We start from the raw sequence: 16,464 nt of genomic DNA on the forward strand, positions 1-16,464 counted from the left end.
TAATATGCAACACGAATCTCCTATTATTCGTCGCAAATCAACCCGTATTTATGTGGGTGATGTGCCGATCGGTGATGGTGCACCAATTGCTGTGCAATCCATGACCAACACAAGAACAACAGATGTCGCCGCGACCGTCGCTCAAATTAGAGCTTTGGAAAAAGTGGGGGCAGATATCGTTCGCGTATCTGTACCGACTATGGAGGCCGCTGAAGCTTTTAAGCTAATCAAGCAGCAGGTCTCTGTTCCTTTGGTTGCTGACATTCACTTCGACTACCGTATCGCTCTTAAAGTGGCAGAGTATGGGGTTGACTGTCTGCGTATCAACCCAGGTAACATCGGTAACGAAAGCCGCATTCGCTCTGTTGTGGATTGTGCTCGTGATATGAATATCCCGATTCGTATTGGTGTTAACGGTGGTTCTCTTGAAAAAGAGATCCAAGAGAAATACACAGAGCCTACAGCAGAAGCGCTAGTTGAATCTGCAATGCGTCACGTCGATATCCTAGACCGTCTGAACTTTGATCAATTCAAAGTCAGCGTGAAGGCTTCTGATGTATTCCTAGCCGTCGGTTCTTACCGTTTGCTTGCTAAGCAGATTGACCAACCACTTCACCTAGGTATTACTGAAGCGGGTGGAGCTCGTGCGGGTTCTGTGAAATCGGCTGTAGGTTTGGGCATGTTATTGTCTGAAGGTATCGGCGATACGCTGCGTATCTCGCTAGCAGCAGATCCAATCGAAGAGATCAAAGTTGGCTTTGATATTCTTAAATCTTTGCGCATTCGCTCACGTGGTATCAACTTCATTGCGTGTCCGAGCTGTTCTCGCCAAGAATTCGATGTTATCAACACGGTTAACGCCCTTGAAGAGCGCTTGGAAGACATAGTGACTCCAATGGATGTCTCTATCATCGGTTGTGTCGTTAACGGCCCTGGTGAAGCTGAAGTGTCTCACTTAGGCCTTGCGGGTAGTGCTCGTAAGAGTGCCTTCTACGAAGACGGTAAGCGTCAGAAAGAGCGTTTTGACAACGATGACCTTGTCGACAAGCTTGAAGCGAAGATCCGAGCAAAAGCATCGGTGCTTGATAAAGCAAATCGCATTGATGTAGAAAACTTAGAAGATTAATACAACGCGATGGGGTGTGATTGTCTATTCGCACTAACACCTGGTCGTGAGAAATTACGGAATAAATACTGTGGCTAAAAATATCCAAGCAATTCGAGGCATGAACGACTGCCTACCAACTCAATCACCACTGTGGCAGAAAGTAGAAAGCGCAGTTAAAAGTGTGGTGAGTGCATACGGTTACAACGAAGTACGTATGCCTATCGTTGAAGAAACGAACCTATTTAGCCGTGCGGTTGGTGAAGAGACAGACGTTGTTTCTAAAGAAATGTACACCTTTGATGACCGTAATGGCGACAGCCTAACGCTGCGTCCAGAAGGCACAGCAGGTTGTGTACGTTCATGTATTCAAAACAGCCTTATCAACCGTGATGAGCAGCGCCTATGGTACATGGGTCCAATGTTCCGTCACGAGCGTCCTCAAAAAGGTCGTTACCGTCAATTCCACCAATGTGGTGTTGAAGTGTTTGGCCTAGACGGTCCAGACGTTGACGCAGAACTTATCATGATGACAGCACGTCTATGGCGTGAACTAGGCATCGATAAGCACGTTCGCCTCGAGTTGAACTCAATCGGTTCTCAAGAAGATCGCGTAAGCTACCGCACTGCGTTAGTGGCTTTCCTTGAGCAACACATTGATGTGCTAGATGAAGACTGCAAACGTCGCATGCACACTAACCCTCTACGTGTACTTGATACTAAGAACCCGGATGTTCAAGCGATCTTAGGTGACGCACCTCGACTATCTGAATATTTAGGTGAAGAATCGAAGCAACATTTTGCTGGTTTGTGTGAACTTCTTGACGCTGTTGGTATCGAATACCAAGTTAATGAGCGTCTAGTACGTGGCCTAGATTACTACAACCGCACAGTATTTGAGTGGATCACTGACAGTCTTGGTGCTCAAGGTACAGTTTGTGGCGGCGGTCGTTACGATGGTCTTGTTGAGCAACTAGGCGGCAAAGCAACCAATGCTGTTGGCTTCGCTATGGGTCTAGAGCGTCTGGTTCTTATGATGGAAACGCTAGAGCTAACAGAAGTTCGCCGTAGCGTTGACGTATACGTGGTTGCTGCTGGCGAAGGTACTATGATCGCAGGCATGCAGTTAGCGAATCAATTACGCGATACCGTAGAAGGCGTACGCGTAATGAACCACTTCGGTGGTGGTAACTTCAAGAAGCAATTCAAGCGTGCTGACAAAGTAGGTGCTGTTGTAGCACTGGTACTTGGTGAGAACGAAGTTGCTGACAATACAGTTGTGCTAAAAGATCTGGTTGGCGGCGAGCAAGAAACCGTGTCTCAAACGGAAGTTGCAGAGAAAGTTGCTGCGCTAATCTAATTAGCCATTGAGCAAACGCTCATCATGAATATCAACGTCAGCACTATGCTGGCGTTTAAAGAATTAAAGAGGACAGGAAGTGGAACTTTACGATAGCGAAGAGCAACAAGTTGAAGCCATTAAAGATTGGTGGAAAGAGAACGGTAAAGCCGTAATCTTTGGTGCAGTTATTGGTTTAGGCGGTCTATTTGGCTGGCGCTATTACCAAGATTCAGTCGTTGAAGCGCGTGAAGTAGCTTCAGAAGGCTACACCTCTGTAATTTCAGCTCTTGATGCTAAGGGCGTTGATGCTCAATCTGATATTCAAGCTTTTATCGACGCTAACAAAGACGCTGAATACTCTGTACTTGCTGCTATGCAATTAGCAAAAGCGCAAGTTCAAGCGGGTGACCTTGCAGCTGCACTTGAACAGCTTGAGTGGGCAAAATCGGCAACTAAGGATGCGGCACTTACGCCACTACTGACTTACCGTGCTGCACGTATCAAAGCTGAGCAAGGTGAATTTGACGCAGCATTGACTGATCTTGAAGCGATGACTGACGAATCTTGGACTGGCCGTGTTGCTGAACTGCGTGGTGATATCTCACTTCGTAAAGGCGATACAGATGCGGCTTACAGTGCTTACTCTGAAGCACAACAAGCAGCTGATGCGAGCCAAACGCTTCAAATCAAACTTGACGACCTAGCTAAATAAGGCGCTTTGAATGAAGAAGATGTTTCCAAAAGCGGCGTTGTGTGCGATTGCTCTTGGCCTATTGGCTGGCTGTGCGGGTGAAGAAGACACCGTAATCATGGCGCCAGTACCAACAGTAAATAGCGAGTTCACTCCTAGCCAGGAATGGTCTACGTCGGTTGGTGATGGTGTTGGCCACTACTTTTCAAAACTAACGCCAGAATTGGCTTACGACAAAGTGTTTGTTGCGAGCCGTGAAGGTATGGTTAAAGCGCTTGACCCTGAAACAGGTAAAGAGCTGTGGAAAGTCGATCTTGAGAAAGAAGTACTGGCTCGTTTATCGGGTGGCTTAACGGCGGCTTACGGCAAAGTATTTGTTGGTTCTGAAAATGGCGAAGTGATCGCGATGGATGAATCAACCGGTGAAGAGCTGTGGCGTGTATCAGTGAATGGTGAGGTGCTTGCATCCCCAGCAACTGAAAGCAACATGGTTATTGTTCATACCAGTCGCGGTATGTTGATCGCGTTAGATCAAGAAAGCGGCGAACAAAAATGGACGATTAGCACTGAAGTTCCAAGCCTAACACTTCGTGGCGATAGCTCGCCTGTTGCGGTTTCTGGTGGTGTATTCTGGGGGACTGCAAATGGTCGTTTAGCAGCCGCTATTGTTGACCGTGGTCAGCTTATTTGGCAACAGCCAGTAGGCACACCAAAAGGTGCAACGGAAATAGATCGCTTAGTTGATGTTGATGCATCACCGATTGTTCTTGGCGGAACCCTGTATACAGTAGGTATCAATGGTCAGCTAATCGCTATCGATCTTCGTTCTGGTAAGCCAATTTGGAAGCGTAACTACTCGTCAGCGATTGACTTAGCGAGTGATGGTAGCCGTTTGTTTGTCGTTACCGACAAAGATCATGTAGTTGCGGTTGATGCGCGTAGTGGTACTGAACTTTGGAGCACTCCATTGTTAGAAAACCGCTTACTGACAGCACCTGCTATTATTAATGGTTATGTAGTTGTGGGTGATACAGAAGGTTATCTGCACTGGTTAGATCGTTCATCGGGTGAGTTTGTTGCTCAACAACTCGTCGATGATAGCGGCTTTGCAGTTGCGCCAATTGAAATGCCTGAAGGTTACTTAGTGACGACTCGCAATGGCGATGTAAAGAAACTAACGATTAGCCAATAAAAGCGTGATACAATTCACAGTCGGCTCCTGGTTGGTAACAGCTAGGAGCCGTTTTGTTGTTATGAATTAATAAACCGTGTGGTTATAGGTAAGAGTTTAAACTTGCGATCAAGTGCTTACCTATAACTACATTTAGAGAAGAAATTGTAGAGGTTGTTATGGTACCTGTTGTTGCTCTAGTAGGGCGTCCGAATGTAGGTAAATCTACGTTATTTAACCGATTGACTCGAACTCGTGATGCATTGGTTGCGGATTTCCCTGGCTTAACGCGTGACCGTAAATACGGTCATGCTCATTTTAGCGAGCATGACTTTATTGTTATTGACACTGGTGGTATCGACGGTACCGAAGAAGGTGTTGAAACTAAAATGGCTGAACAGTCGCTAGCGGCGATTGATGAAGCTGATGTCGTTCTATTTATGGTAGATGGCCGTGCGGGTCTAACACCTTCAGATGTGGCTATTGCTAAGCACCTTCGTCAACTAGAAAAGCCTTCAATGCTAGTAGTAAACAAGGTTGATGGTATCGACCCTGATGCTGCAAGTGCTGATTTCTGGCAACTAGGTGTAGAAGACATGTACCAAATCGCTGCAGCGCACGGTCGTGGCGTAACAGCGTTGATTGATCTTGCTCTTAACCCGTTCGCAGAAGCGTTAAAAGCTGAGAATGGTGAAGTAAGCGATTTAACTGAGTTTGAAGACGAAGAAGAAGAGCAAGTTGATTTCACTGAAGAAGAAGCTGAAGAAGAATTCAAGCGCCTTCAAGATCAACCAATTAAGCTAGCGATCATTGGCCGTCCTAACGTTGGTAAATCAACACTAACTAACCGTATTCTTGGTGAAGAACGTGTTGTTGTTTACGATATGCCAGGCACAACTCGTGACTCTATCTACATTCCAATGCAGCGTGATGAGCGTGAATACGTTCTGATTGATACTGCTGGTGTTCGTCGTCGTAAAAATATCAACGAAACAGTAGAGAAGTTCTCAGTGGTTAAAACACTGAAAGCAATTGAAGATGCTAACGTTGTATTGCTACTTATTGATGCTCGAGACAACATCTCTGATCAAGATTTAAGCTTGTTAGGCTTTGCGTTGAATGCTGGTCGTTCAATTGTTATTGCAGTAAACAAGTGGGATGGTCTAGACAGTGATGTTAAAGATCGCGTTAAGAAAGAACTAGACCGTCGTTTAGGTTTCGTTGATTTCGCACGTATTCACTTTATCTCTGCACTTCACGGTACAGGTGTTGGTCACTTGTTTGAATCTGTTCAAGAAGCTTACAAGTCAGCAACGACTCGTGTTGGTACTTCTGTGCTAACTCGTATCATGAAGATGGCGACTGATGATCACCAACCGCCTATGGTTCGTGGCCGTCGTGTTAAATTGAAATACGCACACGCAGGTGGCTACAACCCACCGATTATCGTTATCCACGGTAACCAAGTACGTAACTTGCCAGATTCATACAAACGATTCTTGATGAACTACTACCGTCGTTCATTAGAGATTATGGGTACACCTATTCGCATTCAATTCCAGAACAGCGAGAACCCATTTGAAGCTAAGACAACCAAGCTGACAATTTCTCAAGAACGTAAACGTAAGCGTATGATGAGCATGGTTAAAGGTCGTAAGTAAACCTTTCCAATAGATTTGATACCCGAGCCTGTCTCGGGTATTTTTTTAAGCAAAATTCACGTTAAGCCATAACCTCATATCTCCATATCGTGATGGGTTAACGAATTAGGCTCAATTTCAAAAGAAGAACGATATGACCACTAGCGATTCAATGACACTAGCGACATCCATGAAACCAATAATAGTTATCACACCAACCATTACTCAATTTTGTCATCAGGCTTGGCAGATCAAAGCAAAGGCGTTGTACGTTGAAAACGATGACAGCAAAACCTACCTGATCACCGACGTGACACCTTTCCACCCAGTAAGTCATATTTGGCCAGACCACCCTGCAGACCGAGGTTTTGTCAGCCTAAATGGTGAACAGTATATTGTTGAAGACTGTCTTGTTGGTGCAGTAGAACAATCTACTGGTAAACTTCATATCGCAGCAGATATTCCTGTTAAGCGTGATACGGAAGGGTGGGCGTTTGTGGTTGTCCACCAGCTCCCCGCATCTGCTTCTAGGATTAAGGTTAGCGACGAAGTCCTGTTGACGGTTGATCAAGAGTACCAAGCAAGCCTTAGCCGCGGTCACAGTGCTGGCCACATCGCTTTTTTAGCGCTGAATAAAGTATTGGCTGAGAGTTATTGGCGTAAAGATGCAGACCGAAAAGATCCACTCGGCAGCTACGACTTCAATAGCTACGCTCAAGTCACCAGCTTTGTGACGCCAGAATTATGTACAGACAAGTATCGTTTAGGCAAAACCCTGAAGAAGCGCGGTTTGAACGTTGCAGACATGCTAACCAATCTTGATGGTATCGAAGCCGATATCAATCAGATGATTAAAGGTTGGCTCGCAGACTCGACGCCAGTAACAATGAGACTGGAAGGTGAGGCATTAACAGACTCTCGCTATTGGGAATGGCAGTTGGATAGCGACACTTTAGTGTCTATCCCGTGTGGTGGTACTCACATTGAGAATACGTCAGAGCTTAAGTCTTTATCGGTTAAGTTAACCCAGTTAGATGACCAGCATATTGAAATGCTGACGCATGTAATGCGATGATTTAGACTACAGATCGAAATAGCTTGTGCTGTTTGTTTTGTTTTTATATGTAACTTTTAATATAAATGACCATTTAAAATTGAAATGCAGCACATGTAACTTATGCTTTCGGTGTATGGTGATATAAATATTCTTTTTGGGGTAGATCGCTGATCAAAATAGATAAAGCGAAAGATCAACCTATGATCTTCGGTGGTGTGTTGTGGTAATTTAGTGTGTTAATATTGACCAGTATATAGGCTTGCATAAGAACAAGCTGTTCCCACCATATAATTGAAAGCTTTAGTGAATGAAACAACAATTTTTATTAGAAGGTCACCGAGCAGTAAACAGTTTGCTTCGAAAGCTTGCCCTTGGGTTGGATCGCAAAGAATTAAATCGTAAGATCATTCAACTCACCGAGCAGATTTTTGGTCAAAGGATGGCCTCTATCCTATTGCTAAACCCCGAATCGAATACATTACATTTAGAATATGCTCCAAACTTGCCTGATTTTTATAACCAGCAGATAGAAGGGGTGGGGGTTGGTGCCGGAATTGGTTCTTGTGGCGAAGCGGCGGCACTTAAGAAAGCTGTCATGGTCTCCAATATTAATGCACACCCGAATTGGACTCCTTTCTTAGCCTTAACCAATCAGGCCAATCTTCATGCATGTTGGTCAGTGCCAATCATCTCTTCACATGGTCACGTATTAGGTACCTTCGCAATTTACAGTCAGTACATCTCTGAACCTCATGAGTTTGAACTTGAGATCTTAGAGTTATTGGCTTCTCTGTATTCAGTCGCGCTTGAGAAGTATGAGTTAGAGAATCAACTCAACTTTTTTGCCAATCGGGACTCCCTAACACACAGTTTGAATCGCCGAGCATTGCTGAGAGAAGCCGAGCAGGTGTTAACTAACCGCTGTTTTACTGAAAAAGTGATGGCATGCCTGTTTGTTGATGTCGATAAATTTAAGTCAATAAACGATACGTTTGGCCACAGCTTTGGTGATGATGTGTTGTTAGCCGTTGCAAAAGTGCTTGATGAGGCAACGACTGCCTGTGCCAAGATAGGGCGCTATGGGGGCGATGAGTTTGTCGTGTTCTCTTGCTTCGATGATCAAGAAAGTGTGCTGAACTTTTATCTAAGCTTAGAAAGAACCTTGGAACAAGCGCTCTATATCGATGGCACTCAGTTTTCTGTCAGCGTTGGACTTTCTTATGATAAAGATCCTGAGTCATTGGAAGGCTTGATCGCACAAGCTGATAAGAACATGTACCAAATCAAGCAAGCTAAGTCTTAGCAGTAGTAGATTGTAAAAAAAGTAGTGAATTAGGAAATGCTAATGAGTGAAAATATCTGCCCTAAGTGCCAATCAGAGCTAGGTTGGGATGGAAAGTATCACTGTGAAAGTTGTCAGGCACACTTTACTAAGGTTGGGTTTTGCCCTGAGTGCAGCAGCCAACTTGAGAAGCTTCAAGCCTGTGGTGCAGCGAGCTATTTTTGTAATGGTGAGTGTAATGAGCTTAAATCTAAATCGAGAGTAAAGTTCGTATTTCAGCCTGCTGAATAGACTTAAGCCGAATCGCTTAAACGACTATCTGTAATGTTATATCAGAGACTCAATACCAAAGTGTTGGGTCTTTTTTGTATCTAATGAACCTAGAGCTCGCTCTTAGCGACTCTTGTGGTCACTTGCGACTCAATAACACCGTCTTCAACTTGGGTGGTGATCACTTCGCCCACTTCGACGTCGTTAATCGATGACAGGGTCTTGCTCGATGCTGAATGGGTAATACTGTAGCCACGTTTTAGGGTTGCTAATGGACTTACTGTTTCTAACTTCTCGGCAGCCATGGCTAGTTGGTGGCGAGTAGTTAGTAGTGTTTTATCCATTGCATCCAATAGCTTTTGCTCTGAACGTTGCAGATGCAGTTTTTGTTCACCAAGGCGTTTCACTGGTGAGTTCAGCTGAAGCTGGTGCTGTTTGCGCTCAACACGCTGTGCATGCTGCTTTAGGTATTGAGTCATACCACGACGCAAACGCATGTCTAAGTCATCAAGCTGCTGACTCTGCTTTTGCAGTTGGTAGCTCGGGTGTTGTTTCTCTAAGCGGTATTTCAACGTCTGAGTTGATTGCGCTTGTTTGATTAACACATGACGAATCGCACTCACTAAACGAGCACGTTTAGACGCATAAGCTTGCTCTTTATGATTGTTGTCACGGCTAACTAATTCAGCGGCTGCTGATGGCGTTGGAGCACGCATATCTGCGACGAAATCCGCGATAGTGACATCGATTTCATGCCCAACGGCACTGATAATCGGGATCTGGCTTGCTGCAATGGTGCGAGCTACGATCTCATTATTAAAGCACCATAGATCTTCCAAAGAACCGCCGCCTCGGCCAACGATCAATACATCACACTCATTGCGTTCATTGGCACGCCCAATCGCTTGAGCAATTTGAATCGCCGCTTCTTCGCCCTGAACCATGGTTGGGTAAACCACAACAGGCAATGAAGGATCGCGTCTTTTCAGTACATCGAGAATATCGAAGAGGGCTGCGCCTGTTTTAGAGGTGATAACGCCAACGCATTTAGGATGTTCTGGAAGAATTTGTTTACTGGACTGAGCAAATAAACCTTCCGCTGCCAAGTTCATCTTAAGTTTTTCAAACTCTTGCTGAAGCTTGCCGTCACCTTCTGGCTGCATGCTTTCGATGATGAGTTGATAATCACCGCGTGGCTCATAAAGAGATAGGCGCGCTTTAACTAGCACTTGATTACCGTTCTGAGGCTTAAAAGTCACACGACGGTTATTGCCACGAAACATAGCGCACTTAACTTGAGCGCGAGAGTCTTTAAGCGTGAGGTACCAGTGACCAGAGACAGGTGCAGAGAAATTTGAGATTTCACCAACGAGCCAGACTATTCCCATTTCGTTTTCTAATAGGAGACGAACCTCTGAATTGAGGCGAGAAACAGTAAAGATGTTTGGATTGGTCATAGAAGCGCTATCTATCCTTGAAGGAAGGTCTTTCTCTTGGAATCTCACTGGGCGTGAGTATGGAAGATAGCGGCAATATAATACATAGCAAGGGGGTAAATGCAAATTAAAAGTATAAAAATGTGTAGCCAAGCGATTTCGTTGGCCGTATAATCCGTCCGCAATATCTAATCCAAATGCAGCTTGATTTTCCTTAATTGGCTGCCCTCATTAGGCGAAACGATGAGATTGGATTGTTTCTTTTTACTCCTATTATTGTGAGATATTGCAAATGCTAAGAATTGCCAAAGAAGCGCTGACATTCGACGACGTACTGCTAGTGCCAGCACACTCCACCGTTCTCCCTAATACAGCTGATCTTCGCACTCAGTTGACGAAGAATATTTCCCTAAACATCCCAATGATCTCTGCATCGATGGATACTGTGACAGAAGCTCGCCTAGCGATTGCACTGGCGCAAGAAGGCGGAATAGGCTTCATTCATAAGAACATGTCTATTGAACAGCAAGCTGAAATGGTTCGCCAGGTTAAAATTTACGAAGCAGGTGTGGTTTCTCACCCTGTTACTGTAAACCCTGACGCGACAATCGCTGATGTTGTAGCTCTTACTCAAAAACACGGCTTCGCCGGTTTCCCTGTTGTTACTGAAACAAACGAACTTGTTGGTATTATTACTGGCCGTGACGTTCGCTTTGTGACTGACCTTTCTAAGAAAGTTGACGTAGTAATGACGCCTAAAGCTCGCCTTGCTTCTGTTAAAGAAGGTGCAACTCGTGAAGAAGTTCAAGAGAAAATGCACGAAGCGCGTGTTGAAAAAGTTCTTGTTGTAAATGATGACTTCCAACTTACGGGAATGATCACTGCAAAAGATTTCCACAAAGCAGAACGTAAACCAAACGCTTGTAAAGATGAGCGCGGCAGCCTACGTGTAGGTGCAGCTGTTGGTGCTGGTGCTGGTAACGAAGAGCGCGTTGCTGCTCTAGTTGAAGCTGGCGTAGACGTTCTACTTATCGACTCTTCACACGGTCACTCTGAAGGCGTACTTAACCGTATCCGCGATACGCGTGCTGCATACCCTGACCTACAAATTATCGGTGGTAACGTAGCAACTGGCGCTGGCGCTCGTGCTCTTATCGAAGCGGGTGTTAGTGCGGTTAAAGTAGGTATCGGCCCGGGTTCAATCTGTACGACTCGCATCGTTACTGGTGTTGGTGTTCCTCAAGTAACAGCAATTGCAGACGCAGCTGAAGTAGCAAACGAATACGGTATTCCAGTAATCGCAGATGGCGGCATCCGCTTCTCTGGCGATATCTGTAAAGCTATCGTTGCTGGCGCATCTTGTGTGATGGTTGGTTCAATGTTCGCGGGTACTGAAGAAGCACCGGGTGAAGTTATCCTTTACAACGGTCGTTCTTACAAGTCTTACCGTGGTATGGGTTCTCTTGGCGCTATGTCTCAAGGTTCTTCTGACCGTTACTTCCAATCTGATAACGCTGCAGACAAGCTTGTTCCAGAAGGTATTGAAGGTCGTATCGCATACAAAGGTCGTCTAAAAGAGATCGTTCACCAACAGATGGGCGGTTTACGCTCAAGCATGGGCCTAACGGGTTCTGCAACTGTTGAAGACATGCGTACTAAAGCTGAGTTTGTTCGTATCTCTGGTGCGGGCATGAAAGAATCTCACGTACACGATGTTCAAATCACGAAAGAAGCACCTAACTACCGTTTAGGTTAATAATACGTCCAAACGTTTGAATAATGTGCTGATTTAGTCGGCACATTATTTTATCTACCGTCTGTTTTGTTAAAAGTCCGACTTTCTCAAAACACGTGGTTAAAGATAACCAACGAAAACGTTTGCTTTATTTCTTGAAGAGTTAATCAGAGGTGAGTAAACTCGCCTCCGTTTTATCACATAGCCAATAAGACTGCTTACAATGACTAAAAATATTCATGACCAACGTATTCTAATTCTGGACTTCGGTTCTCAATACACACAGCTAGTAGCTCGTCGTATTCGTGAGATCGGTGTTTACTGTGAACTTTGGAGCTGGGACGTAGAAGAAGCGGATATTCGTGAATTCAATCCAGACGGTATCATCCTATCTGGTGGCCCTGAAAGTGTAACGGAAGATAATTCTCCACGTGCACCTCAGTACGTATTTGATTCAGGTGTTCCTGTCTTCGGTATCTGCTACGGCATGCAAACGATGGCTGAGCAACTTGGCGGTAAAGTAGCAACGTCTACTGAGCGTGAGTTCGGCTACGCGGCTGTACAAGTGACGGGTGAATCTGCACTTTTCGCCGACCTTGAGACAACTCAAGATGTTTGGATGAGCCATGGTGACAAAGTGGTTGAAATCCCTGCTGATTTCACAAAAATCGCAGAGACAGATACTTGCCCATACGCTGCAATGGCAAACGAAGAGAAGAAATACTACGGTGTTCAATTCCACCCAGAAGTAACGCACACTAAAAACGGCCTAAAAATGCTTGAGAACTTCGTTCTTAACGCGTGTGGTTGTGAAGGTCTGTGGACTTCAGCATCTATCATTGAAGATGCAGTTGCACGTATTAAAGAGCAAGTAGGTGACGACGAAGTTATCCTTGGCCTTTCTGGTGGTGTTGATTCATCAGTAGTCGCAATGCTTGCTCACCGCGCTATCGGCGACAAACTAACATGTGTATTTGTAGATAACGGCCTTCTTCGTTTAAACGAAGGTGAGCAGGTTATGGAGATGTTTGGTGACCAATTCGGCCTAAACATCATTAAAGTTGATGCGGAAGATCGTTTCCTTGACGCTCTGGAAGGCGAAGCTGAACCAGAAGCGAAACGTAAGATCATCGGTCACGTATTCGTAGATATCTTCGACGAAGAGTCTAAGAAACTGAAGAATGCTAAATGGCTTGCTCAGGGTACTATCTACCCAGACGTAATCGAGTCTGCAGCATCTAAGACAGGTAAAGCACACGTAATCAAATCTCACCACAACGTTGGTGGCCTTCCTGATGATATGGAAATGGGCCTTGTTGAGCCTCTACGTGAGCTGTTTAAAGATGAAGTACGTAAGATCGGCCTAGAGCTTGGTCTTCCATACAACATGCTTTACCGCCACCCATTCCCAGGTCCAGGTCTAGGTGTTCGTGTACTTGGTGAAGTGAAGAAAGAGTACTGTGATTTACTGCGTCGTGCTGATGCTATCTTCATTGAAGAGCTTCACGCTGCTGACCTTTACCACAAAGTATCTCAAGCATTCACGGTATTCCTACCTGTACGTTCAGTTGGCGTAATGGGCGATGGCCGTAAGTACGATTGGGTTGTATCTCTACGTGCAGTAGAAACTATCGACTTCATGACTGCTCACTGGGCACACTTACCATACGACTTCCTAGGTAAGGTATCTAACCGTATTATCAACGAAGTTAACGGCATTTCACGTGTTGTTTACGATATTTCTGGTAAACCACCAGCAACTATCGAGTGGGAATAATCTCTTAGAGATTTAACCAGTTTTGATTAAGATCTTAAGCCTCGAACTCAGTTCGAGGCTTTTTTCTTTCTGACTCAGGGTATTAAAAGCTTATAGCTGACAACTAGACACCAAATCAGTTGGAAACTAGATATCACCTCAAGAAACAATGAGACGTTTTGTTGTGTTGAAGGATACATAAAAGTGTCACTCGCACTTTTTATAAATTCACATGGTAACGACTGGCTCATTTCCCATGCGCCGCATACTCTTTGATGGACTTATTAAGGACAGATAAGAGAATCCATCATGTTAAAAATCAAATATTTGGCGACAGTCGTTGGCTGCACTTTAGCAGCACACAGTTACGCGTCTTTGAACATTCAACCTGATCCGCAAAACCCGAATGGCTACCTTGTTGAAAAGTCTGCACTGCAAGCTGCTGAACAAGCGAAAACATCCGATCCTATGTATGCGATCTGGTCACAAGCATTACAAACTCGTCCCAATAGTATTGTTGAAGCTATTGAACCGGGTTTAGCCTCGAATCCTGAAAATGTGAAACGAGTCGAGCGTGTATTCCCTCAATCTGAATGGGACTTCCTCACTCAGATGGCTGCGGCAGAATACACGTACACTCGCTTCTTACGGGCGATTGGTAAATTCCCAGCCTTCTGTGGAGAGTACACTGATGGCCGAGACTCAGACGCCATCTGTAAAAAATCCATCATCACGGCCTTTGCTCATTTCGCTCAAGAAACAGGCGGGCACATCGCAATAGATAACACCTCTGATAACCCATTAGCTCTAGAAGAGTGGCAGCAAGCGCTGGTGCATGTTCGAGAAATGGGTTGGTCAGAAGGTCAAGAGGGTTACACCACCGGTTGTGGTCAGAACGATTGGCAGAATGCACGTTGGCCTTGTGCGGCAGGGCAGGGTTACTTTGGACGTGGTGCTAAACAGCTTTCTTACCATTTTAACTACGGTGCGTTCTCGGAAGTTATGTTCGATGGTGATGCGACGGTTCTATTGAATAACCCAGGTTTGGTTGCTGATTCATGGTTGAATTTGGCTTCTGCTATCTGGTTCTTCCTTACACCTCAAGCTCCTAAACCTGCCATGCTGCACGTTATTGACCGCACTTGGACACCCTCTCAGCGTGAGTTGGATGCGGGAATTGGCTATGGGTTTGGTACCACAATCAACGTAATTAATGGTGGTATCGAGTGTGGTGAGCAGAACAAAGACAAAGGCCAACCGGTTAACCGAATTCGTTATTGGGAAGGATTAGCTGCGCATTATCTGATCCCTGTAGAAGCGGATGAAGCCAATACATGTTGGCAGCAAACGCCTTATGGAAGCTTGAACTTGAATGGTGCGACTGATGTGTTGTACACCAACTGGGATGGTAACTGGAAATACTACGCAGACCGCCCAGAAGGCTATTCATTTGAGTGTGAGCTTGTTGGTTTCCAAACCGCTTATTCAGCCTTGGTGGCCGGAGATTATGAGAAGTGTGTGACCAATTTTTATGGATCACATGCGAGTTGGCCTGAAGTGAAAGTGGTCGATAAGCTTGATCCGGTTGACCCTGGTACTAATCCCGGTGGCAACGGTTGGAGTGCGACCAAGGTTTACAATGCTGGCGATCAAGTCACTCACAACGGCGCGACTTACCAAGCTAAATGGTGGACTCAAGGGGATGATCCTGCCAATGACGGCCCTTGGAAATTTGTAGCGGGTGAACCAACACCACCCGTAGTGACAGATCCATCGCCAGTTGTCCCTGCACCTGTCGATCCTGCTCCGGTAGACCCAACACCGGTTGAACCACCTGTGACTGAGCCGCCTGTCGTTGTTGATCCATCGGTGTTTATCACATGGCAAGCGGGTGTTAGCCAAGTGAGCAATGGCGACAAGGTGACACATAATGGCAAGTGCTTCGTAGCTAAAAACGGTCCTGGTGTCTGGGAAAGCCCTGTTCAATCGAACTGGTTCTGGGATGAAATTAGCTGTAAATAATTAAACTAAGCAAGCCTCTGTTATAAGAGGCTTGCTTGTTCAGTGACAGTTATACGACACTTCCCTTACTTTCTATTACAGTAGTGCTTTCCATTTATCGATAAACTGTGTTCGTGAATAATTCTATTACAGGGCAATTAAAATGAAGTTAAAGCTATCTATTCTTGCGTTATTGGTAACTGGAGTTACTGGGTGTAACAGTACGCCGCAGTCAGGTCTCGAGCAAAGTTTGGGCTGGGGTAATTATGGCAGTTTGAGTTTTGAAACGAGCTCTGAAGGTATTGTTGCTCAGCGTTATCAAGTATTAAAAAGTCCTGTAGGCCAAATCACGTCTATAGAGGAGCAAGGTAACCAAATTCATGTTATTCAAACACTTGAAGGCGCTTTAATTAAAGGTGTCGATAGTACAGGCATTATGAATTACGAAGGCTGTATGGAGTCTGTTGGGGAAGTTGATGCTGCTGTTAATGCATACCCGTCAATCGTTCAATTCTTATTAAAGCAAGCTGCGCCTCAAGGTCCTAATTCTGTATCAACATCATTACCTTTCACTGTCTCAGAATCAGCCAATAACGCTCAAATTTACATTGGTGAAGCAACTTCTGTAGAAATTGAAGGTGAAAGCTATCCTATCGGTCCTATGATCGAACTTTCTGCGCCGTGGGGGGCATCTGGCCAAATCACATCTGTAGATGCGACAACCTTTGAATTTTCATATTTTACGACCAACGATGGCCACAAAGATACGGTTGATATCCGTGGTGCATGGAGCCAAAGTATGGGCCCGATGGATAAGTTTAACCAAGAACCTTCGGGAGAGTGGTTAGCGTGTGTAAAGCCCGAGGTTCAAGCGGTCTTGATGGAACAAAGCCCTAAACGAGTTGGCGAGATACTTGAAATCATCACGAAAGCCGAACTGGCGAACGATGCAATCTAAGATTGCGATTTAGCGATCTA

General features: G+C 45.1%; 13 protein-coding genes. 12 read left to right on the forward strand and 1 reads right to left on the reverse strand.

The window, feature by feature from the left end:
- The first annotated feature begins 4 nt into the window (after positions 1-4).
- The 8 genes from ispG to ACED59_RS08710 all read left to right on the forward strand — a co-directional run bounded on the left by ispG (position 5) and on the right by ACED59_RS08710 (position 8,579).
- Complete coding sequence (gene ispG / locus ACED59_RS08675; RefSeq protein ID WP_004735104.1) at positions 5-1,126, forward strand: flavodoxin-dependent (E)-4-hydroxy-3-methylbut-2-enyl-diphosphate synthase; 1,122 nt, start codon at positions 5-7, stop codon at positions 1,124-1,126.
- Between the two features lie 70 nt (positions 1,127-1,196).
- Entirely contained in the window at positions 1,197-2,465 is a 1,269-nt protein-coding gene (gene hisS / locus ACED59_RS08680) for a histidine--tRNA ligase (protein ID WP_004735105.1), read from the forward strand.
- A gap of 79 nt (positions 2,466-2,544) precedes the next feature.
- Positions 2,545-3,159, forward strand: coding sequence for a YfgM family protein (locus tag ACED59_RS08685; protein ID WP_004735106.1), 615 nt, complete (start codon positions 2,545-2,547; stop codon positions 3,157-3,159).
- Between the two features lie 10 nt (positions 3,160-3,169).
- Complete coding sequence (bamB, locus tag ACED59_RS08690) at positions 3,170-4,330, forward strand: outer membrane protein assembly factor BamB (RefSeq protein ID WP_017084409.1); 1,161 nt, start codon at positions 3,170-3,172, stop codon at positions 4,328-4,330.
- Between the two features lie 158 nt (positions 4,331-4,488).
- Positions 4,489-5,970: a ribosome biogenesis GTPase Der gene (gene der, locus ACED59_RS08695; protein ID WP_004735108.1), complete on the forward strand. Its 1,482-nt coding sequence runs from the start codon at positions 4,489-4,491 to the stop codon at positions 5,968-5,970.
- Between the two features lie 133 nt (positions 5,971-6,103).
- Positions 6,104-7,024 carry a metal-dependent hydrolase gene (locus ACED59_RS08700; RefSeq protein ID WP_017098068.1) on the forward strand — a complete coding sequence of 307 codons (921 nt, stop codon included), beginning with the start codon at positions 6,104-6,106 and terminating at the stop codon, positions 7,022-7,024.
- Positions 7,025-7,313: 289 nt separating this feature from the next.
- On the forward strand, positions 7,314-8,309 hold the full coding sequence (locus tag ACED59_RS08705; RefSeq protein WP_017098067.1) for a sensor domain-containing diguanylate cyclase: 996 nt from the start codon (positions 7,314-7,316) through the stop codon (positions 8,307-8,309).
- A 42-nt stretch (positions 8,310-8,351) separates the two neighbouring features.
- Positions 8,352-8,579 carry a zinc ribbon domain-containing protein gene (locus tag ACED59_RS08710; protein WP_009848301.1) on the forward strand — a complete coding sequence of 76 codons (228 nt, stop codon included), beginning with the start codon at positions 8,352-8,354 and terminating at the stop codon, positions 8,577-8,579.
- A gap of 89 nt (positions 8,580-8,668) precedes the next feature.
- Here ACED59_RS08710 and xseA read toward each other — a convergent pair whose 3' ends face one another.
- Complete coding sequence (gene xseA / locus ACED59_RS08715; RefSeq protein WP_029223958.1) at positions 8,669-10,015, reverse strand: exodeoxyribonuclease VII large subunit; 1,347 nt, start codon at positions 10,013-10,015, stop codon at positions 8,669-8,671.
- 271 nt (positions 10,016-10,286) lie between these two features.
- Here xseA and guaB point away from each other — a divergent pair, with 271 nt between their 5' ends.
- The 4 genes from guaB (at position 10,287) to ACED59_RS08735 (ending at position 16,444) form a co-directional block, all read left to right on the forward strand.
- Entirely contained in the window at positions 10,287-11,750 is a 1,464-nt protein-coding gene (gene guaB, locus ACED59_RS08720) for an IMP dehydrogenase (RefSeq protein ID WP_004735127.1), read from the forward strand.
- Positions 11,751-11,952: 202 nt separating this feature from the next.
- Positions 11,953-13,506 (forward strand): glutamine-hydrolyzing GMP synthase, encoded by a 1,554-nt coding sequence (gene guaA / locus ACED59_RS08725; RefSeq protein WP_017098065.1) that lies wholly within the window; start codon positions 11,953-11,955, stop codon positions 13,504-13,506.
- 288 nt (positions 13,507-13,794) lie between these two features.
- Complete coding sequence (locus ACED59_RS08730) at positions 13,795-15,507, forward strand: chitinase (protein WP_017098064.1); 1,713 nt, start codon at positions 13,795-13,797, stop codon at positions 15,505-15,507.
- 142 nt (positions 15,508-15,649) lie between these two features.
- Positions 15,650-16,444, forward strand: a complete 795-nt coding sequence (locus ACED59_RS08735) for a hypothetical protein (RefSeq protein WP_017098063.1) — start codon at positions 15,650-15,652, stop codon at positions 16,442-16,444.
- Positions 16,445-16,464 lie beyond the last annotated feature (20 nt).

Origin of the sequence: Vibrio sp. FF266, from assembly GCF_041439695.1 — a bacterium.
Taxonomy (GTDB): domain Bacteria; phylum Pseudomonadota; class Gammaproteobacteria; order Enterobacterales; family Vibrionaceae; genus Vibrio; species Vibrio tasmaniensis_A.

Coding starts and splice junctions, on each gene's coding strand:
- ACED59_RS08705 (WP_017098067.1), top strand. CDS start 7,314: ATGAAACAACAATTTTTATTAGAAGGTCACCGAGCAGTAAACAGTTTG.
- guaB (WP_004735127.1), top strand. CDS start 10,287: ATGCTAAGAATTGCCAAAGAAGCGCTGACATTCGACGACGTACTGCTA.
- guaA (WP_017098065.1), top strand. CDS start 11,953: ATGACTAAAAATATTCATGACCAACGTATTCTAATTCTGGACTTCGGT.
- ACED59_RS08700 (WP_017098068.1), top strand. CDS start 6,104: ATGACCACTAGCGATTCAATGACACTAGCGACATCCATGAAACCAATA.
- ACED59_RS08730 (WP_017098064.1), top strand. CDS start 13,795: ATGTTAAAAATCAAATATTTGGCGACAGTCGTTGGCTGCACTTTAGCA.
- ACED59_RS08710 (WP_009848301.1), top strand. CDS start 8,352: ATGAGTGAAAATATCTGCCCTAAGTGCCAATCAGAGCTAGGTTGGGAT.
- xseA (WP_029223958.1), bottom strand. CDS start 10,015: ATGACCAATCCAAACATCTTTACTGTTTCTCGCCTCAATTCAGAGGTT.
- der (WP_004735108.1), top strand. CDS start 4,489: ATGGTACCTGTTGTTGCTCTAGTAGGGCGTCCGAATGTAGGTAAATCT.
- ispG (WP_004735104.1), top strand. CDS start 5: ATGCAACACGAATCTCCTATTATTCGTCGCAAATCAACCCGTATTTAT.
- ACED59_RS08735 (WP_017098063.1), top strand. CDS start 15,650: ATGAAGTTAAAGCTATCTATTCTTGCGTTATTGGTAACTGGAGTTACT.
- bamB (WP_017084409.1), top strand. CDS start 3,170: ATGAAGAAGATGTTTCCAAAAGCGGCGTTGTGTGCGATTGCTCTTGGC.